Raw genomic sequence first — 20,067 nt, 5'->3', positions numbered from 1 at the left:
GAACCCGCAAAGTAGACCCGATTTGGCTAAATAGCAAGTGGTTATCCACAAGTTGAGGGTTTCAAGGGAGCTGATCGCGAGTTTGACCCGCCCTTATCCACACCATTACCGTTACCTCCTTGCTTCCCCCGTACTTATGACCCGATAGGCGTAATTAGCGCCTCACAGATTTTGGAGTTCTCATGACAAAGCGCACCTTCCAGCCAAATACGCGTCGCCGCGCCAAGAAGCATGGCTTCCGCGCACGCATGGCAACTCGTGCAGGACGTGCAGTTCTCTCTGCTCGCCGCGCTAAGGGCCGTATAAAGCTCTCAGCGTAAAGTTAAAGAGCGCACAGGAACTTCTCGTGCTCCCAGTCGATGCACGTTTAACTCAAAGCTCAGATTTCGCTCGCGCAACTAAGAGCGGTATCCGAGTTACCACACAACACTTCGTTGGATATCTCTACATCTCACCTGTCACAAATGATGCATCTGCCAAATGCGGACTCATCATTAGTAAAGCAGTGGGTGGATCAGTTAAGCGCCATCGCGTTGCGCGCAAAGTTCGCCACGCAATCACACCACTGATCCCATCTCTTCCAACAGGATCTCTTCTAGTCATCCGCGCACTCGGACAAGATGGCGATAGCAACCTTGAAACCGAAATCTCAGAGCTGATTACAAAGTTAATCTCTCGCTCTCACAAGATAGCGGTGAAGTAATGAGAAAGATTCTTACCGCTCTCGTGCGCGCATATCAGGTGGCAACTACAAATGTCGCACCACGGTGTAAGTACTATCCATCATGTTCACATTATGCGATCACAGCAATTGGACGTTATGGAGTTAAAGGTTTAGCTATGGCGACATGGCGCATTGTGCGCTGCAACCCATGGTCACAAGGCGGAGTCGATTATGTCGATGCCCACCTTGATTGTGCTGATGTAAAGAACTTTATACACGATAACGAAAAAGAAGTGGTGGGCGCTAACTAATGGGCTTTATTCTTAACCCTCTCTATAACATCGTCTCTGGCGTTATTGTCTTTATCCATAGACTCCTGGAACCAATATTCGGTGCAGACTCTGGTGTGACATGGACTCTCTCCATCATGGGACTCGTTGTTCTCATCCGTATTATTTTAATTCCACTCTTTGTGAAGCAGATCAAGAGCCAGCGCGCTCTCACAGCACTGCAGCCACATATGAAAGAGATTCAAAAGAAGTATAAAGATGATCGTCAGAAGCAATCAGAAGAGATGATGAAGCTCTATAAAGAGCATAAGACAAACCCACTCGCGTCATGTTTTCCCATCCTTGCCCAAGCACCTATCTTCTTCGCACTCTTTACAGTTCTTAATGGCATCGCAGCAAAGACACCAGAAGGCGTTTCAGCACCGATTGCCCGCGGATTCCTTAAGGGTGAATACTTAGATAGCGCAGCACAGGCTGCCTTCTTCGGTGCAAAGATTTCACAGAGCTTCCTTGGCTCAACTGACACCACAGTAAAGATCGTCACCGTTCTACTTATTATCTTTATGTCGGCAACAACCTTTACAACTCAACGTCAGTTGATGGTTAAAGGAATGCCAAAGATGGATGCATCAAATAACATGATGCTTCAACAGCAGAAAATCATGTTGTATTTATTCCCAGTGATCTTTGCAATCTCAGGTGTGAACTTCCCTGTGGGTGTTTTGATCTACTGGTCGACAACAAACCTTTGGACATGGGGACAGCAGTACTACGTGATTAAAAGAAACCCAACGCCGGGATCTCCTGCCTATGAAGAGCTCCAGAGAAAGCGCGCCCAGAAAGACAAACTCGATGGCAAGGGCATAGATGGAATTGACCAGAACGAGGCGACAGAGCCAGAAGTTCAGGGACAACGAGAACAACCAAAGAAGAAGAAAAAGAAGAAGAAGTAAATTCAGACAAATAGTATTAATAACGCTTTATAAAGATAAAAGGGGCAGACAATGTCAGATGTAACTGAAGTTGTAGAAGTAGAAGAGAGTGTTGAGGCAACTGCCAAGGCTCCAAAGAGCGTGGCAAAGCTTGAGGAAGAGGGCGATATCGCAGCCGACTACCTAGAGGGCTTACTCGACATCGCAGATCTCGATGGAGATATCGATATCGATGTTGAAAATGGCCGCGCATCCCTAGCAATCGTCGGTGGCAAGCTTAAGCACCTCGTTGGCGCCGAAGGTGAAGTCCTTGATTCAATCCAAGAGCTCACACGCCTTGCCGTTCAGACCTCCACAGGAGATCGCAGCCGCCTTATGCTCGATATCGATGGATTCCGCGCAGGCCGCCGCAAGGAGCTGACCGCTTTGGCCGAAAAGATGGCTGAGCAGGCTAAGACCACAGGTAGCTCAATCAAGTTAGATCCAATGAATGCCTTTGAGCGCAAGATCATCCACGACACAATACAGACTCTGGGCTTAACCTCAGAATCCGATGGGGAAGACCCAAACCGCTTCGTAGTTATCTACCCGGCTTAAGTTTCACGTGGAACAATCAGTAGAGGGGCTAGTCGGCCGCTACTTCCCAGAGCGAGAAGCTGAGATTGCAGCCTTTGCCCAATTCTTGGTCTCAGCCGGAATTGAGCGTGGCCTCATTGGGCCCCGCGAAGGCGAGCGCATCTGGGAGCGCCATATCTTCAACTGCCTTCATATCACCACCCTCCTCCCACAAGGAGCCTCCCTCTTTGATATCGGATCAGGGGCAGGCTTGCCTGGCATCGTTATCGCCCTGGCCCGCCCAGATCTACAGGTAACCCTGATTGAACCCCTTGAGCGCAGAGTGGAATTCCTCAAAGAGGCAACGGCCGGCACCTCTATCGAAGTAATCCGCGGCAGGGCCCAGGATGTGAAAAAGACGGCTGATTTCGTCACCGCCAGAGCGGTGGCACCCCTTGAGAAGTTGAAGAAGATGAGCTGGCATATGGTCAAGACCAATGGAGCGCTCCTTGCCATGAAGGGGGAGGGCGCAGCAGCTGAAATGGCTGATATGAAAAATGCCAAATTGCATGAAATTACCCTTGAAGGAATCGGACTCGGGCGCATCGTTGAGCTACGTAAAGGAAGCGCACCCCTTTAGTGATTAGATTCGTGCATGCCTGGCGATGATTCACGTGAAACAAAGGTCGTAGGTGTCCGGCGCCTGAAAGATCCCATGGCAAAGCCCGCCTCCACCCGCATCTTCACTGTGGCCAATCAGAAGGGCGGGGTGGGTAAGACCACCACCACCGTCAATGTGGCAGCAGCCCTAGCAATGGGTGGCCTTCGAGTCCTGGTGATTGATTTAGACCCACAAGGAAATGCATCAACTGCCCTCGGTGTTGAACATCGCGAGAGCGCAGGTGTCTATGAAGTTTTAATGGGCAATGCGCAGATGGCCGATGTTGTTCAGAAGGTTGCTGGCTTTCCTGTTCTTGATTGTGTTTCATCAAATACATCTCTCGCCAATGCTGAAATTAATTTAGTTTCAATGGTTGCACGCGAACTACAACTTAAAGAAGCGATTGAAAGTATTAGCGTTAATTACGATTACATCTTTATCGATTGTCCACCTTCCCTTGGCTTACTTACCATCAATGCATTTGCTGCATCGAAAGAGTTGTTAATCCCTATTCAAACCGAGTACTACGCACTTGAAGGCTTGTCACAACTTCTTGAAACTTATGGCGTTGTGAAGAAGCGATTAAATCCCAACCTTAGCCTTTCAACGATTGTCTTAACGATGTTTGATTCACGCACGCGACTATCTAATGATGTTGCAGCAAATGTTCGTTCTCACTTTCCCAATGAACTTATTGATATTCCTATTCCTCGCGCTGTGCGCGTCTCAGAGGCACCTTCTTATAACCAGACAGTGATGACATACGATCCACTCTCACCTGGAGCTATCGCCTATATGCAAGTTGCGCGAGAGATTGCAGAGCGCGGTAAAGCTAAAGATGAAGTCGTATTCGATGGCAATGTTGTCAGCATCAATTACAAAGGTGGAATCGCATAATGGCTATTAAGCGCGGTGGTCTTGGAACAAATCTTGATTCACTTATCCCAACATCCTTAACTGTTGCAGGCACAGAAGTTGCACAACAGAATGAAATTCCTATCAATCAAATCTTTCCTAACCCGCGCCAGCCTCGCACAGTCTTTGATGAGACTGCGCTAAACGAACTCATCTCATCGATTAAATCAATCGGTATCTTGCAACCACCTGTTGTTCGCAAAGTGGCAGATAATAAATATGAACTCATTATGGGAGAGCGTCGCTATCGCGCAGCAAAAGCTGCAGGGCTAACCTCAATTCCTGTCATCATCCGCCAAACTCCCGATAATGAATTACTTCGCGATGCTCTCATCGAAAATATTCACCGCAGCAACCTCAATCCATTGGAAGAAGGTGCTGCATATGCACAACTTCTTACTGACTTCGGTTGTACACATGATGAACTCGCACTCAAGCTCGGTCGCTCACGCCCGCTGATCTCCAACACCATCCGTCTTCTTAATCTGCCAGATGCTGTGCAGCGCAAGGTTGCAGCAGGAGTAATCTCTGCAGGACATGCACGCGCACTCCTGGGTCTTACAGATTCAGCCGATATTGAAAAGCTCGCATCTCGCATCGTTGCTGAAGGTTTATCTGTGCGCGCAGTCGAAGAGATCATTGCAACGATGAAGCCAAGTACAAAAACAACAAAGAAATCTGCAACCAAAGGTGTCTCTGGTGCAGGGCTTGCGGCTGCTGAATTGTTAAGTGATTACCTTGATACACGCGTCAGCGTTGAGAGCGGCAAAGGAAAAGGAAAGATTGTTATTGAATTTGCTGGCAGCGAAGACTTGCAGCGCATCGTTGATTTAATCGAAGGAAAGTAAGAAGTATTACTTGATTGCAGTGCCGCGGCGCTGCATCTCTTGCTTAATCACTCCACCGAGAGCTTTCACACCTTCGCGGATTCGTTCAGGAGTTGGGTGGCAGTAAGAAAGTCGCATCGACCATGAGCCAAGTCCATCTGCATAGAAAGCATTTCCTGGAACATAGGCAACCTTTGCAACAATCGCCTTTGGCATCAAAGCTTTTGTATCGATTTCAGCAGGAAGATTGACCCACACATAGAAACCACCGCCAGGCTTTGTCCATGTTGCCTCGGCAGGGAAATGTTGTTCAAGAGATTCCAGCATCGCATCGCGGCGCACCTTATAGAGCTCACAGAAGCTAGCAATCTGATCACGCCATGGCTGATCTGCTAAATAACTAGAGATTGTCAGCTGTGTGAAGTTTGAAGGACAAAGAATTGATGATTCTGAAGCAATCACTAACTTATCTTTGAGTGATTGTGGAACAAGAGCCCAGCCCACACGAAGACCTGATGCGATCGTCTTTGAAAATGAACCTAAATAGATGACATTCTCTGAATCTTCAGCGCGCATCGCATTCGGTGATGGCTTATCAAAGCCAAGTAGGCCATAAGGGTTATCTTCAACAACAAATATCTCAGCTTCGCGGCAGATAGCCAGGATCTCTGTGCGGCGATCTGCCGGAAGGCAGACACCTGTTGGATTTTGGTAGTTAGGAATCAAATAGAGGAACTTAATCTTGCGACCTGCTGCGCGAACGCTCTTGATTGCAGCACGCAGTGATTCAGGGATCATTCCATCTTGATCCATCTCAACGTGAACGACAGATGCTTCATATTGGCGGAATGTTCCAAGTGCTCCCACATAAGAAGGCGCTTCAACGAGAACAACATCGCCTGGATCGATAAAGATACGAGAGATGAGATCGAGCGCTTGCTGTGAACCAGTTGTCACAACAATGTCATCAGCATTGGCGCGAATTCCTTCAAGTGCCATGACATCGCAGATCTGTTCACGAAGCTTGGGATGGCCTTGTCCACTTCCATATTGAAGTGCTTCAGCGCCATTGGTGAGAATAAGTTCATTGACAACGCCAGCCATCATCTCCATAGGAAGTGCTGAAAGATTTGGCATTCCACCTGCAAGTGAAACAATTTCAGGACGCGATGCAACAGCAAAGAGTGAGCGAATTTCAGACGGCAACATTCCGGCAGCTCGCGCAGCAAATCTCGTCTCGAGATGTTGTGGGGCACCAGTTTGATAGCGAACGGAAAGCTCGGACATAAGGATTAGTCTCCCACAAACCTTTAGATGCCTGCGCGCCGATTATCGGCGGATGCCTGCGCTACGAAGGTCAGAAATTCGCAAAGTTCCCGTCTTTGCATCATCTTCGGCAGCTAAATACAGGCGCTGAATAGCAATAACAAAACTTTCAGCAACGGTATCGCGAAAATCAGGGCGGGCAAGGCGATTGGCATCGCCATCATTGGATGCATATCCAAGATCTACGCGCACCGCAGGTGCCTTTGTTAGGCGTAGTGAATCCCAGGTCTTTGCATGGGTGCGACAGTTAAGAAAATCAGTACGCGCACAAATTTCGCGCTGCACTAAAGATGCAAATCTCTCTCCCACAATCGAATGAATGCCATGCTGGTCATGGCCATAGAAGAAGGTTGCAACACCACGCGCTGCAGAATTCTTGTGGTGATCAACATGTAGTGAGATTAATAAATCTGCGCCATTTTGATTGGTGAAGGTAATGCGCTCTGCTTCACTTGGATTGTTATTGACACCGCGTGTTAAGAAGACGCTTGCACCGAGTGCAAGTAGGCGACCTTCAAGGCGCTGTGCGATGTCGTAAACAACTTCCTTTTCATGTTCTTCGGTTGCTGGATCGATGACAATTACTTTATTGGCAAGTGCTGGTCCACGATTTTTTTGCGCAGCACTTTCACGAAGGGCAGCAGGTGCTCCACCTGAGACAATTTTTGTGAGGCGAAGAAGTGCGATGATCGTGGCGGGACCACACTTGCCATCGACTTTCACACCCACTGATTGTTGGAACTCTTTTACTGCAGCCTCTGTCATCACACCAAAGATTGCATCGACGCGACCGCAGTTAAATCCCATCTCAGTTAATCGAGATTGCAGAGCTGCAACATCATCACCGCGCATGAAGGGAGATGCCTGTAGATAGAGAGAGCGATCACCGAGCTTCCAGCGCGATTCATCAAGTGCGCGCACTGTCTGCTCATTGAGTTCACCTGTTACATGCAGGCCACGTTCTTGTTGGAAAGCGCGAATCTCATCGGGAGACATCTCTTTCATAATTGATCTCCTACAAACTTATTATCAATATCTTAAGAAGATATTAAATAAAGCCTTCGAGCTCTTTAAGAAGAGCTGGCTTTGGCTTTGCACCGATGATTGTCTTGACAACTTCACCGTTGACATAAACATTGAGCATTGGAATAGATGTCACTCCATACTTAATAGCGATTGCTGACTCTTCATCAGTATTGAGCTTGACGATCTTAAGCTTTGCGCCGTGCTCTGCTGCAATGTCATCGAGGATGGGAGCGATTGCGCGGCATGGACCACACCATTCAGCCCAGAAATCAACCAAAACTGGGATGCTGCTCTTGAGAACAACCTGATCGAAATCAGCTGCTGTGACCTTAGTTGGTGCGCTCATCATTACTCCTATTTATCTTCTCGTCTATGTGTGAAGGTTACTAGTGGGATAAGAATTTTTCTGCGTCTAGCGCCGCCTGGCAGCCAGAACCTGCTGCAGTAATTGCTTGGCGGTAGGTGTAATCGACCAAGTCGCCACAAGCAAAAACTCCTGCAAGATTTGTTTTCGTTGAACGCCCCTCCACCTGCACATAACCCTCGCTATTAAGGGTTACAGAAGATGTAACAAGTTCAGAGCGTGGAATATGCCCGATAGCAACAAAGAGTCCTGTGAAATCACGCTTGGAGACTTCACCAGTCTTGAGATTGTGAAGCTGCAAAGCTTCTACCTTCTGCTCACCTAAAACATCTGTGACTTCTGTATCCCACAACATTTCAATCTTTGGATTGGCAAATGCACGCTCTTGCATAATCTTTGATGCGCGAAGTGAATCGCGGCGGTGGATAAGAACAACTTTGCTTGCAAACTTTGTTAAGAATGTTGCCTCTTCAACTGCAGAGTCTCCGCCACCCACAACAGCGATTGTTTGATCGCGGAAGAAGAAACCATCACATGTGGCACACCATGAGACACCACGACCAGATAGACGCTTCTCATTCTCTAAACCGATCTCGCGATAAGCAGATCCCATTGCGAGGATGACAGCCTTAGCCTTCACAGTATTTCCTGAACCATCTTTAATGATTTTGATATCTCCGGTCAGATCCATCTCAACAACATCATCGGTGATTAGTTCTGTTCCAAAGCGCTTTGATTGCTTGCGCATGTTATCCATCAGATCTGGACCCATGATGCCGTCGATAAATCCTGGGAAGTTTTCAACTTCTGTAGTGTTCATGAGCGCGCCACCTGCAGTAACCGAGCCTTCATACATAACAGGGTTTAACTGCGCACGTGCTGCATAGATAGCAGCGGTATAACCGGCAGGACCTGATCCAACAATGACGAGTTCGCGTACTTCAGTGCTCATATGCGGACAATACCTCCCATGGGCGTACTAGTTCTTGCGACGTCGTTGCAGAACAGAGGTGGCGAAGGCTCGCAGCCCTGAGATTTCACTCACCTTGAAAAGCTTTGCGCAAAGCAAGTAAGCCACACCACTTCCACCGAGCACGAGGATGAGTCGAAGTGCACGAATAGTCAGTGTTGTCTCTTCATATGCCCAGCCGTAGTACTGAGTAAGTGCAAAGAAGGGAAGCATTCCCATGAGCGCTGCCACCAAAAGGCGACCATGTTGTGATGCAAACTCACTGACCTGCAACTTACCCACATGCTTCTTTAAAAGTGAGATCGTAATAAAGAGACCGACGATATAGCTGGCAGAGAATGCAATACCTAAGCCAACTGTTACCCAATTGCTATCGAGGGTTGCAAGGAATACATAAGAAAGAGCCACAGAGATCACATTGATAATGACGATAGATGTCACTTGCGTCTTTGTATCTTCAAAGGCGTTAAAACCACGGATAAGAATGAGGTTGATAGAAAATGCAACAAGGCCAAGGCTGAGCGCGGATAAAACAAAACCAATGTAGCGAGAATCCTCAAGACTAATTCCCATATAGAGAACTTCTGTCATGAGTGGGCCAAAGAGAAGCAGCGCAACCGCACTCGGCACAGTAACAACTCCAACCATGCGAATTGCGCGAATCAGCTGCTTGCGCACCTCTTCAACATTTTTTGCAATTGCTAGTTTTGATAGATGTGGCAGCAGCGCAGTCACAATTGAAATTGTCACAATTGAATATGGCAAGAGCATGATGTAGTAGGCGCTTGTGTAAGGAGTAAAACCAACGCCTGTTGAAATTCCTGCTTGTGCACTGCGCACAGCAGCACTGGTTGCAACGTTGACAGTAACTAAGTAACCAAGCTGTGAAACAAGTACATAGACAAGAGTCCACCCAGCTAAACCAAATGATTTACCGAGGCCTTTTACTCCCAGCATCGGGCGCAGGTGAATTCCAGATCTCTTCACAACAGGAATCAAGATCAGGGCTTGAATAACAACGCCGAGGGTTGTTCCCCAACCCAGTAACTGCACTTGGAAATCTGTAATGGAATCAATGGTGATTGCATTTTGCACAACAAGGATTGCTCCAAAGACCACGATGACAACAAGATTGTTAGCAATCGGTGCCCACATCAGAGGTGCAAAGGAGCCTCGTGCATTGGCCACTTGGCCCAGCATCGTAAAGAGGCCAAGGAAGAAGATCTGAGGCAGGCAGTAACGAGTAAAGGCAACAGCTATGTGTTGCTCGGTTTCAAAGCCTGGCGTTGAAAACTCTGGTGCATAGAGGCGCACGAGAGCGGGTGCGAAGATCACACCGATAACAACAAGTGCAAGAAGGATTCCTGAAATTGTTGTCACTAAGCGTGATGCAAATGCATGGCCACCATCTTCATCTGAAAATGAGCGTACGAGTTGCGGAACGAAGATTGCAGTGAGTGCACCACCGACAAGTAAGTTATATAAAATGTTGGGCATCGTATTTGCCACGTTGTAGGTATCGGCAAGAAGCGCTGTTCCCAGTACTGCTACTGCAAGGAGCGCGCGAATAAAACCAGTGATGCGAGAGAGAATGGTGCCGATAGCCATAATGCCTGATGCGCGGAAGAGCTCATTGTTTTTCATTTACGAGACCTCCTCACACGGCGCACAGATTGTGTTACAGCACCTAAGAAGAGTAGAACTGCTGCACCTGTTGTAAACCACGCAACACGCGAATCAATAATCGTTGCAGTCAGATTTAACTTAGAGACTTGGCCAACAAGCTGTCCCTTTGAATTCATTAACTGGGCAAGAACAAGAGTGGAGCCTGGTGCAATTACATCGACCGGTACAAGAATCTGTTGGCGAGATTTAGCAGCAATTGTGATGTTATTGATGTTCTCAACCTGCATACGTGAATTCATCGGAATGAGCGAGACGCTCACAACAGATGCGGTATCAAAGTTATTGACCAAAGTAATAGGAAGCTTCGCAGTCTGTGATGTGATTTGGTAGCGACCAGGAATCACTTTCAGGCGATTAGATAACTTCTCAACAGCTGTTGTGAGGTTATAACTAAAGTATGCGCGATCATCGCGAGTCAAAAGTGGGTTTAAGACAATTGCTAGACGAGCGCGTGCTTGGAAAATCTCATCTGATTCAATAATGGTTGAAAGACCAGTCAGCATGCGCCTGCTCTGTGTGTAGTTATAAATGATTTCATTTCCAACGCGCGCAGCGCCTGCACCCCAACCATTTTGAGCGCTCACGGGGCGCTTTAGCGCCTCTTGCAACTGGGTCTGTGCATAGAGTGAATAGAACTTCAATTCACTGGGTGCAAGTGATTTCGCTAATTTTTCATCAGGGTTTCCATAAGGAAGTGCAACGACATCGTTATATGCAATAACGCTTCTTAAACGAGAGAGCCACGTACGAGCAGTTTGTGCACCTGCCGGATCTTCCTTGCCAGAAAATGAATAACCATCAGCCATATTTTGGATTTCATCGATGAGTGCGGCATCAATGACAAATGTGCGCCTAGTTGATGTTTGCCCATAGATTAATTTGCCAAGCTTGCCATTAGGTAAGAGAGTGACAGCTAACTCATTATTACGAAAAGTCCCATCAAAATTTGTATGTGCCTTATCCACGATGCGGATAACAGGTGTCTCTGCCTGGGCACTCGGCATTGCTAAGAATGAAAGCGCAAAGAGTGAAATCAGAAGTTTTCTCATATTGCACTCAACTCTTGTGATGCATTGGTACGTGCAATCAGCTTCTTCTCATCGGGATAGGCAAGACGCTCAACAATTTCTGCAAGCGGAAACCATGCAACCTCATCGACTTCAGTCTCTTGCGGTGCAAGAAGACCTCCACTCTCACGAAAGAGATAGTGATGAACAGTTTTATGAATTCTCTTACCGCCTGCCATAAACCAGAAATCGATAACACCAAGGGATTTTTCAATAACAGATTCAATGCCGGTCTCTTCTTGCACTTCGCGAAGTGCTGCTTGCTCTGGTGATTCACCTTCTTCGATATGGCCCTTAGGTAGTGACCAGAGAATTCTTTTGCCCGATACATCCTTTTGATCGCGACGGCCGATCAGTAATCCGAGTTTTCCCGTTGTGTCGACGACGAGTCCGCCTGCGCTGACTTCATCAACCCGCTTTGCATAGGGCGCCTTAGCCTTGGAACTTTTCGGTGCGGGTTTTGGGGTCTGTGAACCAGGGTTGGTAGAGCTCGCTAAATCTTGAGATTGCGGAGAGCGATTAGCTGGGCGTTTACGCCTGCGTTTCTTTTTCGTACCTTCGCTGCCCGCACCAGGTGCCGGGGTCATGGAGTAATCGTACGCGACTACCCTTACCTATTGTGAGCGCTGAGAAGGTTAATTTAGGAGCAGCGGGCGAATTAGCTATTCGCTCCCTGATCGAACGCGCTCCCCTTGCCAGCTCACTCGCTGCAGAATTTAAGAGAGAGGGATTTCGCCTTGCTCTCGTTGGCGGACCAGTGCGCGATGCAATTCTTGGTCGCCTCGGAAATGATTTAGATTTCACAACTGATGCGCATCCGCATCAGACAAAGAAGATTCTTAACTCCTGGGCAGATAACACCTGGGATACAGGAATTCTCTTTGGAACTGTTGCGGGTAAACGTGGTGACACAACTGTTGAAGTAACAACATATCGCACAGAAAAGTATGAAGAAGAATCTCGTAACCCTGATGTTGAATTCGGCGACACCATCGAAGGTGATCTCTCACGCCGTGACTTCACCGTTAACTCCATGGCACTTGAACTTACTGGTGCAAAACCAGAATTTATCGATCCATTCGATGGACTTGGTGATTTAGGTAAAGGAATCTTGCGCACACCAGCAAGTGCAACACAATCATTTACCGATGATCCACTTCGCATGATGCGTGCTGCTCGTTTTGCAAGTCAACTTAACTTTGACATCCATGATGATGTTCTTACGGCGATGAGCTCTATGGCATCTCGCATCTCTATCATCTCAGCAGAGCGCGTCCGTGAAGAGTTCACAAAGTTACTAATGTCAGCTCATCCTCGTGTTGGTATTACTATTTTGGTGGACACAGGAATTGCTGAACTTGTCCTGCCTGAAATTCCAAAGCTACGTCTTGAAATTGATGAACATCATCACCATAAAGATGTCTATGAGCACTCCATTACTGTCCTTGAGCAAGCGATCGCGCAAGAAGACCGTTTAGGTGGACCCAACCTTGTTATTCGTCTTGCCGCACTTTTACATGACATTGGAAAACCAAAGACTCGTAATTTAATTGTTGGTGGTGGGGTTTCCTTCCATCATCACGAAGTCGTTGGTGCGCGCCTATCTAAGAACCGCATGAAGGCGCTGCGCTTTGATAATGAGACTATCGATGCCGTTGAAACCCTTGTCGCACTTCACCTTCGCTTCCATGGTTACGGAGATGGTGAATGGACCGACTCTGCTGTGCGCAGATATGTGCGCGATGCTGGTGATTTACTCACACATCTTCATGTTCTCACCCGCGCCGATTGCACAACCCGCAATGCAAAGAAGGCAGATCGTCTTGCACGCACTTATGACGGATTAGAGGCGCGCATTGCAAAACTTTCAGAGGAAGAAGAACTCTCAAAGATTCGCCCAGATCTCGATGGCGCGCAAGTAATGTCACTTCTTGGCATCAAGCCATCTGCCGATGTTGGTAAAGCACTTGATTTCCTTATGGAACTTCGCATGGAACACGGACCGCTCGGTGAAGAACGTGCAACGCAAGAGCTACTGCAATGGTGGAAAGCTAGGCGACACCCTTAAGGAAGAACTTCTTTGGGCGTAACACAACGAGGGCAACAAAGGCCCATGCCACAGAAATCATGAGTGGTAATACCCATGTGTCACCACTAATCGGCAGTACCCACGCAGCAATCAGTGCACCGGTAACAATCGCACCATTGACTAATACGTCATAGACAGCAAAGACGCGACCACGGAAGACATCTGCAATCTTTGATTGCACAAGTGCATCATTAGTAACTTTCACACTCTGTCCGCAGAGCGCGGTGAAGAAGGCGGTGAGTGCGAGTAAGACTGGAGTGCGATCAAAAACGAGAAAGAGCGCGCTGACACTTGCGGCTCCAATAGATAAGCGCATCCAACGATGGCGTCCCACTCTTCTCACACCGTAAGGTGCAGCAATCGCACCGATAACAAAGCCCACTGCAGCGATGGAGAGCGTGAGGCTTAAGCCAGTAAGGCCTGCCTCACTATCTGCAGGATCATTAAATGTATTGCGCTCGAGTAATAGCGCAGTCAAAGTGAAAGCTGTGAGACCACCGCGGTGAATAGCAGTTGCAGCAATGCCGCGCGCAGCATCTGCGTGTTCCTCAAGGAATTTAAATCCATCGCGCATCTCACGTAATCCTTGAGTAAAGCTTCCTCGAACTTTCTCATGAGGAAGTGGACCAATTTCATCTTTCTTTAAAAGCCCTGCAAGAAGTGCTGCAGCGAGAAAACCGCAGGCGCCAAGAAGAATAATGATGGCGTCAGCATGATCAGCAGATGCACTTGCATCAAGTAATTGGCGAACGCCAAGACCAATTCCACCACCGAGCACAACCCAGACAGATCCACCCGTGACAGCAATCGCGTTGGCAGAGATAAGGGAATGCGGAGTTGTTACTAAAGGAATACCTGCGGAGAGTCCTGCAAGAATTAATCTATTCACACCGAATGCCACAAGCACAAAGACTGTTATTTCAACACCTGTGTAATCGTTAAACATAAGCAAGGCAATTATTACAAGCGTTGCAGCACGAGTGATGTTGGCAAAGAAGATTGCGCGCTGTCTTGAGAACCGATCAAGAATCGTGCCAACAAATGGACCAACAATGGAGTAAGGAAGTAAGACAACAGCAAATGCAACTGCAGCATTTACTGCACTTGCTTGTCGCTCTGGTGAGAAGAGAACGAAGGATGCAAGTGCGCTTTGAAAGATTCCATCGGTGAGTTGACCTGTCCACCGCACTCTCAGCAGGCGAAAGAGTTTGACATCTCTTAGAAGTTGCCAAAAGGTCATGAAGCAAGCGTAGTTAAAGAATTTGGATTATTCTTCTCCTGCTATGAAAACAAAGCGTGGGTTCATCGATTATTCACTTGATAAGCGTGCGACCCTGCTTGCACTCTTTCGTGGTGTTGTCGATGCATGCGATGCAGATCCCTACTTGATGCGTGCTGCCAAGCACCATGGTGAGAAGGCGGGCAGAAAGTGCCCGGTCTGCAAGAAAGATTCTCTCGTTGAACTTCGCTACACATTTGGCGATCAACTCGGTCAGTACTCAGGTCGCATTAAGAATGGTGATGAATTACTGGAGATGGAATCCGAATTCGGTGAGTTCTCTGTGTATGTGGTTGAAGTCTGCCGCGATTGTTCGTGGAATCATCTCTGCGCAACCTACTTACTGGGAGATGGTCGCGAGCGTAAAGCGCCTCGCAAAACTCGAACACTTGAAGACGAAGACTTTGCTTCGCTGAAGTAGCTGTATTTCCCCAGTAATCTAGCCACATGATCAAGACAAAGTTAATCCGCGCCGGAGTATTCCTTGCTGGCTTTGGCTTTGTCGCCGGAGCAACTCTCTTTGCCTTTGCGTGGTTCACCGTCTCCATCCCTGATCCCAATGCATACGTCAATAGCCAATCCACCATCATTCAATATTCCAACGGATCTGAAATCGGTCGCATCGGAACTCAGAACCGACAAATCTTGCCGCTTTCAAAGATTCCACTTCGACTTCGCAATGCAGTGATGGCAGCGGAGGATCGCAACTTCTATTCCAACCGCGCATTTAGTGCAACAGGTATTGCACGTGCACTTATCAATAACTTGAAATCAGGTTCACTCAACGGTGAAGGTGGTTCCACCATCACCCAGCAGTATGCAAAGACTGCATTCTTAACACCGAGCCGCACAATCCAACGAAAGATCAAAGAACTTGTTATCTCACTCAAACTTGAGAATGCGTTAACAAAAGATCAGATTCTTGAAAATTACTTAAATACTATTTACTTTGGTCGCGGTTCATACGGCGTGCAGACAGCTGCGCAGCAGTACTTCAACCGCAATGCAAACCAACTCTCTATTTCCCAGAGCGCGGTCATCGCAAGTATTTTGCGCTCACCTGGTTATTACGATCCCGTTTTATCGAAGGAGAATGCAAAGAGGCTAGAGGGGCGTTTTGCATATGTCATCCAAGGAATGCTTGACAAGAAGTGGATTACTGAGGCAGAGGCAAAAGCTGCAAAGCTTCCACCAATTGCACCACGCACCACATCTGGGCAACTGAGCGGTCCTAAGGGATACATCATTGATGCTGTTCAGAAAGAGCTGAGCAAACTTGGATTTACACAAGACCAACTTCTTGTTGGCGGCTATGTCATCAAGACAACTCTGGATCAGCGAGCACAGCAATCTGCAGTGGATGCGGTAAATAAGTTCACACCTACCCCTGCGCCATCTAATTTACACACAGCACTTGTTGCTATTCGCCCAGGTACTGGTGAAGTCATTGCTATGTATGGTGGAAAAGATTATGTAGTGCGCCAATTAAATGATGCCACTCAATCCATTGCGCTAGCCGGCTCTACCTTTAAACCTTTTGCGATGATCGCAGCTCTTGAAGCTGGCATTCCACTGACATCAATATGGAACGGTGATTCACCACAAACATTTGATGATTTAGGTAAGCCATATCTTGTCTCAAATTACGGTGATGAAGGTTGGGGTCAAATAGATCTACTGTCAGCGATGCAACACTCCATTAATACTGTCTTTGTGCCACTTGGCATGAAAGCTGGCTTGGATAAAGTTGTTGATGCCGCACGACGAGCAGGTATTCCAGAATCTGTAGCAATGATTGCAACACCATCTGTCACACTCGGTGTTGCAAGTCCTCACGTGATCGATGTTGCCAACTCTTATGCAACATTTGCAGCGCAAGGCGTGTACTCAAAGCCTTATATGGTCACATCTGTCACAGGACCTAATAAAGGCATCTTGTATGAAGGAAAGCCTGTAACTCAAGAAGTATTTAGTAAAGATGTGATGGCAGATCTGACCTATGCACTCAAAAGCGTAGTCAACGGCGGAACGGGTGGCGCAGCTCTTGCACTTGGTCGCCCTGCAGCTGGCAAGACTGGAACATCACAATCGAATGCATCGGCTTGGTTTAGCGCTTACACGCCGCAACTTGCAGCATCGGTTGCACTCTTTCGCGATAGCGCATCTGAATCCCTTAACGGTATCGGTGGCCTGACATCTGTCACAGGTGGAACCTTCCCAGCAAGGATTTGGACAGCATTTATGAAGGGCGCTCTCAAAGATGAGCCGGTTATGAGCTTTCCAGCACCATCAAATATCGGTGGCCTAGACCCAGTCGTGATGACTAGCGGTGGTCGCCAAACAATGAAGAAGAAGTAGTAACCAATGCGCGTTTCTACTCGCGTAGTTCTACTTCTTGCTCTGCTTGCATCCCTCTTAAGTTTTGCAAAGTTCAACCATTGCGCGCAAACTGGCTGGCAATCACCTGATCAATATGTGCACGCATGCTATTCAGATATTCCTGCTCTCTATGGCGAGCGAGGCCTGGATAAAGGAGTGTGGGCATATAGCAGCGGCGCAGACTCAGTTGAGTATCCCGTCATCCAAGGCGCCATTATGTGGATTACTGCAAAGGTAATTCCCAATGGAATCAATAACTACTTCTATACAAGTGCGTTATTGCTAGCGCTTCTCTTTATTTTCATTTCATTTATTACCTTCAGAATGAAACCTGAGTTTGGATACTTGCTCCCACTTGCGCCTGCAGCTGTCGCCTCCCTCTATATCAATTGGGATTTGTGGGCGATTGCAATGATGATGCTTGCCATCTATTGGTTTGATAGAAAAGCGGAAGTTGCGAGCGCCGTTGCACTCGGTATTGCAATCTCAACAAAGTTCTTACCAATCTTCTTACTGGTCCCCATTGCAATCATCTTCTTCAGACAAGAGAAGATTTCCAAGTTTCTCAAGTATGCAGCGATAGCAGTTGCAACATTTGCTCTCATCAACTTACCGGTTGCACTGACAACACCTGTTGGTTGGTGGCGCTTCTATGACCTTAACCTCAACCGCGGTTCTGATTGGGGATCGCTCTGGTATGCACTCTCTAACCTGGGACTTAATCTCACACATCAAAATTATTTATCGATTCTTCTTCTCATGATCGGGCTTTCTGCTCTGACAATCTTCTTGTTGCAACTGCGAACACCACCCACTCTTGCTCACACTGCAATCTTTGTGATGATTATTGTGATGGCGGTGAGTAAGGTGTATTCACCGCAATATGTTTTATGGCTAACACCACTTGCAGTCATTGCACTCATTGATAGGCGCGACCTCACCGTCTTCTGGTTTTGGCAGGGTGCGGAAGTGATCTATCACCTGGCGATTTGGCAGCATCTTGCTCAAGTAACGGGTGCGCAGTTTGGACTGCCAGTTGTGGCCTATTCAGCCATTGCGCTGGTGCGCATCGGAGCCTCACTTATCTTGTTGGTCCGCCTGGCCGCCCGCCATCAAAGCTCACGCGTATTTCCTAGCCAATTTCTCTTATCTACAGGCGAGAGTTACCCTTAACCTCCTCGTAAGCGAGCCCACCTGGGATTGTTTATGAGGAGTATTAACCCTCCTGTCACGGAAATGCCGTGGCCGTCTTAGTCCAAAGGAGGTCGGGTTAACGCATGCGTCACTATGAATTAATGGTCATTCTCGATCCAGAACTCGAAGAACGTACAGTCACACCATCACTTGAGACATATCTCAAGATCATCAAAGACAGCGGAGGCCGCGTCGACAAGCTCGATGTTTGGGGCAAGCGCCGTATGTCATTTGAAATCAATAAGAAGCCAGAAGGCATCTACGCAGTAGTCGATATGCACTGCGAGCCAGCGGCAATCAAAGAGTTAGATCGTCAGCTCAACCTGAACGAATCTGTCTTGCGCACAAAGGTTATGCGTCCAGAATAAACATTCATCAACAGGGTCGGCGATTTTCGTCGGCGCTGTCGGAATGGACGAGTAATTTATCCGTACGGACTCCACCAGTAGAGACCACCCAGAGAAGAAAACTAGAAATGAGGAAATAAAATGGCAGCAGGAGATACAACAATCACAATGATCGGCAACCTAGTTGACGATCCAGAGCTACGTTTCACCCCAAGCGGTGCAGCGGTAGCGAAATTTCGTGTTGCCTCAACACCTCGTTATTTAGATAAGGCTACAAATGAATGGAAAGATGGCGAGAGCCTCTTCCTTCAATGCCAGATCTGGCGTCAAGCTGCAGAGAATGTTGCAGAGTCACTGACAAAGGGAATGCGCGTCATTCTCTCTGGACGACTTAAGCAGCGTTCGTACGAAACAAAAGAAGGCGAAAAGCGAACAGTCTTTGAGGTAGAGGTAGATGAAGTAGGTCCATCACTTCGCAATGCGACAGCTAAGGTCACACGTACCCAGCGCGCAGGCGGAACCGGTGGAGCTGTCGCACCTGCTGCTACAGAGTCATTTAACGATGATCCTTGGGCTGCAGCAACAACGTCACCAGCCGGTGGTGGATGGGGAACATCTACAACCGACGAACCACCCTTTTAAATAATAACCAACCGACAATCCATTCCCTCTAGAGATAGAGGGGCACCCGAAAAGGAGCACCACAATGGGAGCAAGAAATAACCGGGCTCTACGAGAGCCAAAGAACAAGGGCGCGAAGGCTGCTGCCCTTAATAAGAAGTTCAAGAAGAAGCCATGCAGCTTCTGTCGCGACAAGGTCACCTATATCGATTACAAAGATATTGCGACCCTTCGTAAGTACATCTCAGATCGCGGCAAGATCCGCGCTCGCCGAGTAACAGGTGCATGCACACAACATCAGCGCGCAGTAGCAACAGCTGTTAAAAACAGCCGTGAAGTAGCTCTTCTGCCTTACACATCTTCAGCACGATAAGGGGGCCAGAATTATGAAACTCATTCTTACTCGTGAAGTTAATAAGGTTGGTAATGCAGGCGATGTCGTAACAGTTAAAGATGGCTACGCACGCAACTTCTTGTTGCCACGTGGCGTTGCAATTGTTTGGTCACTAGGTGGCGAGAAGCAGATCGAAGGAATCCGTCGTGCACGTGCTGCACGCGAAGTCCGCGATCTCGATCACGCTAAAGAGATCAAGACAACTCTTGAAAAGGCAACAGTGACCGTCAAGGTTAAGACCGGCACAGCTGGTCGCCTCTTCGGTTCTGTGACAGATAAGGACATTGCAGCTGCAATTAAGTCAGCTACAAGCGTTGATATCGATCGCCATAACCTCAAGACATCAGGACATATCAAAAAGACAGGAACTCACACAGTAAAGGTCTCTCTTGCACACAACATCGTTGCAACAGTCTCACTCACTGTCGTCTCTGCTTAATTGATCTAATTAGTTCTCAATTGAAAGGCCCGTCGCTATATG

The 20,067-nt window shown here is 47.8% G+C and carries 24 protein-coding genes; 16 read left to right on the top strand and 8 right to left on the bottom strand.

Annotation, left to right across the window (positions count from 1 at the left end):
- Positions 1–182 precede the first annotated feature (182 nt).
- From rpmH to A1sIIA65_RS06935, 8 genes are read left to right on the top strand one after another with little or no spacing between them, the layout of a single operon-like run.
- Complete coding sequence (rpmH, locus tag A1sIIA65_RS06970; RefSeq protein ID WP_095675443.1) at positions 183–320, top strand: 50S ribosomal protein L34; 138 nt, start codon at positions 183–185, stop codon at positions 318–320.
- 26 nt (positions 321–346) lie between these two features.
- Positions 347–703, top strand: coding sequence for a ribonuclease P protein component (rnpA, locus tag A1sIIA65_RS06965; RefSeq protein WP_095676799.1), 357 nt, complete (start codon positions 347–349; stop codon positions 701–703).
- On the top strand, positions 703–975 hold the full coding sequence (gene yidD / locus A1sIIA65_RS06960) for a membrane protein insertion efficiency factor YidD (RefSeq protein ID WP_095676798.1): 273 nt from the start codon (positions 703–705) through the stop codon (positions 973–975). The genes rnpA and yidD overlap by 1 nt, the downstream gene beginning before the upstream one ends.
- Entirely contained in the window at positions 975–1,907 is a 933-nt protein-coding gene (gene yidC, locus A1sIIA65_RS06955) for a membrane protein insertase YidC (RefSeq protein ID WP_095676797.1), read from the top strand. The genes yidD and yidC overlap by 1 nt, the downstream gene beginning before the upstream one ends.
- A gap of 51 nt (positions 1,908–1,958) precedes the next feature.
- Complete coding sequence (locus A1sIIA65_RS06950) at positions 1,959–2,483, top strand: Jag family protein (RefSeq protein WP_190277119.1); 525 nt, start codon at positions 1,959–1,961, stop codon at positions 2,481–2,483.
- 7 nt (positions 2,484–2,490) lie between these two features.
- Entirely contained in the window at positions 2,491–3,081 is a 591-nt protein-coding gene (rsmG, locus tag A1sIIA65_RS06945) for a 16S rRNA (guanine(527)-N(7))-methyltransferase RsmG (protein WP_095676796.1), read from the top strand.
- Positions 3,082–3,096: 15 nt separating this feature from the next.
- Complete coding sequence (locus A1sIIA65_RS06940) at positions 3,097–3,999, top strand: ParA family protein (protein WP_095676795.1); 903 nt, start codon at positions 3,097–3,099, stop codon at positions 3,997–3,999.
- The gene (locus A1sIIA65_RS06935; RefSeq protein WP_095676794.1) at positions 3,999–4,865 is read left to right on the top strand and encodes a ParB/RepB/Spo0J family partition protein; all 867 of its coding nucleotides are present in this window, start codon (positions 3,999–4,001) and stop codon (positions 4,863–4,865) included. Before A1sIIA65_RS06940 ends, A1sIIA65_RS06935 begins: the two co-directional genes overlap by 1 nt.
- Before the next feature lie 6 nt (positions 4,866–4,871).
- On the opposite strand, the gene A1sIIA65_RS06930 is transcribed toward A1sIIA65_RS06935, so the two are convergent.
- From A1sIIA65_RS06930 to A1sIIA65_RS06900, 7 genes are read right to left on the bottom strand one after another with little or no spacing between them, the layout of a single operon-like run.
- Entirely contained in the window at positions 4,872–6,131 is a 1,260-nt protein-coding gene (locus A1sIIA65_RS06930; RefSeq protein ID WP_095676793.1) for an aminotransferase-like domain-containing protein, read from the bottom strand.
- Between the two features lie 42 nt (positions 6,132–6,173).
- Positions 6,174–7,175 (bottom strand): N-acetylmuramoyl-L-alanine amidase, encoded by a 1,002-nt coding sequence (locus A1sIIA65_RS06925; protein WP_095676792.1) that lies wholly within the window; start codon positions 7,173–7,175, stop codon positions 6,174–6,176.
- 43 nt (positions 7,176–7,218) lie between these two features.
- Positions 7,219–7,542: a thioredoxin gene (gene trxA / locus A1sIIA65_RS06920; RefSeq protein ID WP_095676791.1), complete on the bottom strand. Its 324-nt coding sequence runs from the start codon at positions 7,540–7,542 to the stop codon at positions 7,219–7,221.
- A 40-nt stretch (positions 7,543–7,582) separates the two neighbouring features.
- A complete protein-coding gene (trxB, locus tag A1sIIA65_RS06915; protein WP_095676790.1) occupies positions 7,583–8,512 on the bottom strand; it encodes a thioredoxin-disulfide reductase in 930 nt (309 codons plus the stop codon).
- 27 nt (positions 8,513–8,539) lie between these two features.
- On the bottom strand, positions 8,540–10,174 hold the full coding sequence (gene murJ / locus A1sIIA65_RS06910; protein ID WP_095676789.1) for a murein biosynthesis integral membrane protein MurJ: 1,635 nt from the start codon (positions 10,172–10,174) through the stop codon (positions 8,540–8,542).
- Entirely contained in the window at positions 10,171–11,265 is a 1,095-nt protein-coding gene (locus A1sIIA65_RS06905; protein ID WP_095676788.1) for a DUF6049 family protein, read from the bottom strand. Before A1sIIA65_RS06905 ends, murJ begins: the two co-directional genes overlap by 4 nt.
- Complete coding sequence (locus A1sIIA65_RS06900) at positions 11,262–11,870, bottom strand: NUDIX hydrolase (RefSeq protein ID WP_095676787.1); 609 nt, start codon at positions 11,868–11,870, stop codon at positions 11,262–11,264. Before A1sIIA65_RS06900 ends, A1sIIA65_RS06905 begins: the two co-directional genes overlap by 4 nt.
- Before the next feature lie 32 nt (positions 11,871–11,902).
- Here A1sIIA65_RS06900 and A1sIIA65_RS06895 point away from each other — a divergent pair, with 32 nt between their 5' ends.
- The gene (locus tag A1sIIA65_RS06895; protein WP_095676786.1) at positions 11,903–13,351 is read left to right on the top strand and encodes a CCA tRNA nucleotidyltransferase; all 1,449 of its coding nucleotides are present in this window, start codon (positions 11,903–11,905) and stop codon (positions 13,349–13,351) included.
- Here A1sIIA65_RS06895 and A1sIIA65_RS06890 read toward each other — a convergent pair.
- Complete coding sequence (locus A1sIIA65_RS06890) at positions 13,335–14,612, bottom strand: MFS transporter (protein WP_190277118.1); 1,278 nt, start codon at positions 14,610–14,612, stop codon at positions 13,335–13,337. The genes A1sIIA65_RS06895 and A1sIIA65_RS06890 overlap by 17 nt on opposite strands.
- Before the next feature lie 43 nt (positions 14,613–14,655).
- On the opposite strand from A1sIIA65_RS06890, the gene A1sIIA65_RS06885 reads away from it, so the two are divergent.
- The 7 genes from A1sIIA65_RS06885 (at position 14,656) to rplI (ending at position 20,025) form a co-directional block, all read left to right on the top strand.
- The gene (locus A1sIIA65_RS06885; RefSeq protein WP_095676785.1) at positions 14,656–15,072 is read left to right on the top strand and encodes a DUF5318 family protein; all 417 of its coding nucleotides are present in this window, start codon (positions 14,656–14,658) and stop codon (positions 15,070–15,072) included.
- Positions 15,073–15,098: 26 nt separating this feature from the next.
- Positions 15,099–17,009 (top strand): transglycosylase domain-containing protein, encoded by a 1,911-nt coding sequence (locus A1sIIA65_RS06880; RefSeq protein WP_095676784.1) that lies wholly within the window; start codon positions 15,099–15,101, stop codon positions 17,007–17,009.
- A gap of 6 nt (positions 17,010–17,015) precedes the next feature.
- Positions 17,016–18,203 carry a glycosyltransferase family 87 protein gene (locus A1sIIA65_RS06875; RefSeq protein WP_095676783.1) on the top strand — a complete coding sequence of 396 codons (1,188 nt, stop codon included), beginning with the start codon at positions 17,016–17,018 and terminating at the stop codon, positions 18,201–18,203.
- 104 nt (positions 18,204–18,307) lie between these two features.
- Entirely contained in the window at positions 18,308–18,592 is a 285-nt protein-coding gene (rpsF, locus tag A1sIIA65_RS06870) for a 30S ribosomal protein S6 (protein ID WP_020046108.1), read from the top strand.
- Positions 18,593–18,712: 120 nt separating this feature from the next.
- The gene (locus tag A1sIIA65_RS06865; RefSeq protein ID WP_095676782.1) at positions 18,713–19,213 is read left to right on the top strand and encodes a single-stranded DNA-binding protein; all 501 of its coding nucleotides are present in this window, start codon (positions 18,713–18,715) and stop codon (positions 19,211–19,213) included.
- A 64-nt stretch (positions 19,214–19,277) separates the two neighbouring features.
- On the top strand, positions 19,278–19,565 hold the full coding sequence (gene rpsR, locus A1sIIA65_RS06860) for a 30S ribosomal protein S18 (RefSeq protein ID WP_017955648.1): 288 nt from the start codon (positions 19,278–19,280) through the stop codon (positions 19,563–19,565).
- A gap of 13 nt (positions 19,566–19,578) precedes the next feature.
- A complete protein-coding gene (rplI, locus tag A1sIIA65_RS06855; RefSeq protein WP_095676781.1) occupies positions 19,579–20,025 on the top strand; it encodes a 50S ribosomal protein L9 in 447 nt (148 codons plus the stop codon).
- Positions 20,026–20,067: the final 42 nt, after the last annotated feature.

This window comes from Candidatus Planktophila dulcis, from assembly GCF_002288225.1.
GTDB lineage: Bacteria > Actinomycetota > Actinomycetes > Nanopelagicales > Nanopelagicaceae > Planktophila > Planktophila dulcis.
The sequence above is the reverse complement of the archived record's forward strand: the minus strand, read 5'-3'. Positions and strand labels throughout refer to the sequence as shown.

Bases quoted from the DNA above. Each gene is read 5' to 3' on its own strand.
- rpsF (WP_020046108.1), top strand. From the start codon at position 18,308: ATGCGTCACTATGAATTAATGGTCATTCTCGATCCAGAACTCGAAGAA.
- A1sIIA65_RS06930 (WP_095676793.1), bottom strand. From the start codon at position 6,131: ATGTCCGAGCTTTCCGTTCGCTATCAAACTGGTGCCCCACAACATCTC.
- rpmH (WP_095675443.1), top strand. From the start codon at position 183: ATGACAAAGCGCACCTTCCAGCCAAATACGCGTCGCCGCGCCAAGAAG.
- A1sIIA65_RS06890 (WP_190277118.1), bottom strand. From the start codon at position 14,612: ATGACCTTTTGGCAACTTCTAAGAGATGTCAAACTCTTTCGCCTGCTG.
- A1sIIA65_RS06865 (WP_095676782.1), top strand. From the start codon at position 18,713: ATGGCAGCAGGAGATACAACAATCACAATGATCGGCAACCTAGTTGAC.
- murJ (WP_095676789.1), bottom strand. From the start codon at position 10,174: ATGAAAAACAATGAGCTCTTCCGCGCATCAGGCATTATGGCTATCGGC.
- A1sIIA65_RS06940 (WP_095676795.1), top strand. From the start codon at position 3,097: ATGCCTGGCGATGATTCACGTGAAACAAAGGTCGTAGGTGTCCGGCGC.
- A1sIIA65_RS06950 (WP_190277119.1), top strand. From the start codon at position 1,959: ATGTCAGATGTAACTGAAGTTGTAGAAGTAGAAGAGAGTGTTGAGGCA.
- rpsR (WP_017955648.1), top strand. From the start codon at position 19,278: ATGGGAGCAAGAAATAACCGGGCTCTACGAGAGCCAAAGAACAAGGGC.
- A1sIIA65_RS06900 (WP_095676787.1), bottom strand. From the start codon at position 11,870: ATGACCCCGGCACCTGGTGCGGGCAGCGAAGGTACGAAAAAGAAACGC.
- A1sIIA65_RS06905 (WP_095676788.1), bottom strand. From the start codon at position 11,265: ATGAGAAAACTTCTGATTTCACTCTTTGCGCTTTCATTCTTAGCAATG.
- yidC (WP_095676797.1), top strand. From the start codon at position 975: ATGGGCTTTATTCTTAACCCTCTCTATAACATCGTCTCTGGCGTTATT.
- rplI (WP_095676781.1), top strand. From the start codon at position 19,579: ATGAAACTCATTCTTACTCGTGAAGTTAATAAGGTTGGTAATGCAGGC.
- A1sIIA65_RS06935 (WP_095676794.1), top strand. From the start codon at position 3,999: ATGGCTATTAAGCGCGGTGGTCTTGGAACAAATCTTGATTCACTTATC.
- trxA (WP_095676791.1), bottom strand. From the start codon at position 7,542: ATGAGCGCACCAACTAAGGTCACAGCAGCTGATTTCGATCAGGTTGTT.
- A1sIIA65_RS06885 (WP_095676785.1), top strand. From the start codon at position 14,656: ATGAAAACAAAGCGTGGGTTCATCGATTATTCACTTGATAAGCGTGCG.
- A1sIIA65_RS06880 (WP_095676784.1), top strand. From the start codon at position 15,099: ATGATCAAGACAAAGTTAATCCGCGCCGGAGTATTCCTTGCTGGCTTT.
- trxB (WP_095676790.1), bottom strand. From the start codon at position 8,512: ATGAGCACTGAAGTACGCGAACTCGTCATTGTTGGATCAGGTCCTGCC.
- yidD (WP_095676798.1), top strand. From the start codon at position 703: ATGAGAAAGATTCTTACCGCTCTCGTGCGCGCATATCAGGTGGCAACT.
- A1sIIA65_RS06925 (WP_095676792.1), bottom strand. From the start codon at position 7,175: ATGAAAGAGATGTCTCCCGATGAGATTCGCGCTTTCCAACAAGAACGT.
- A1sIIA65_RS06875 (WP_095676783.1), top strand. From the start codon at position 17,016: ATGCGCGTTTCTACTCGCGTAGTTCTACTTCTTGCTCTGCTTGCATCC.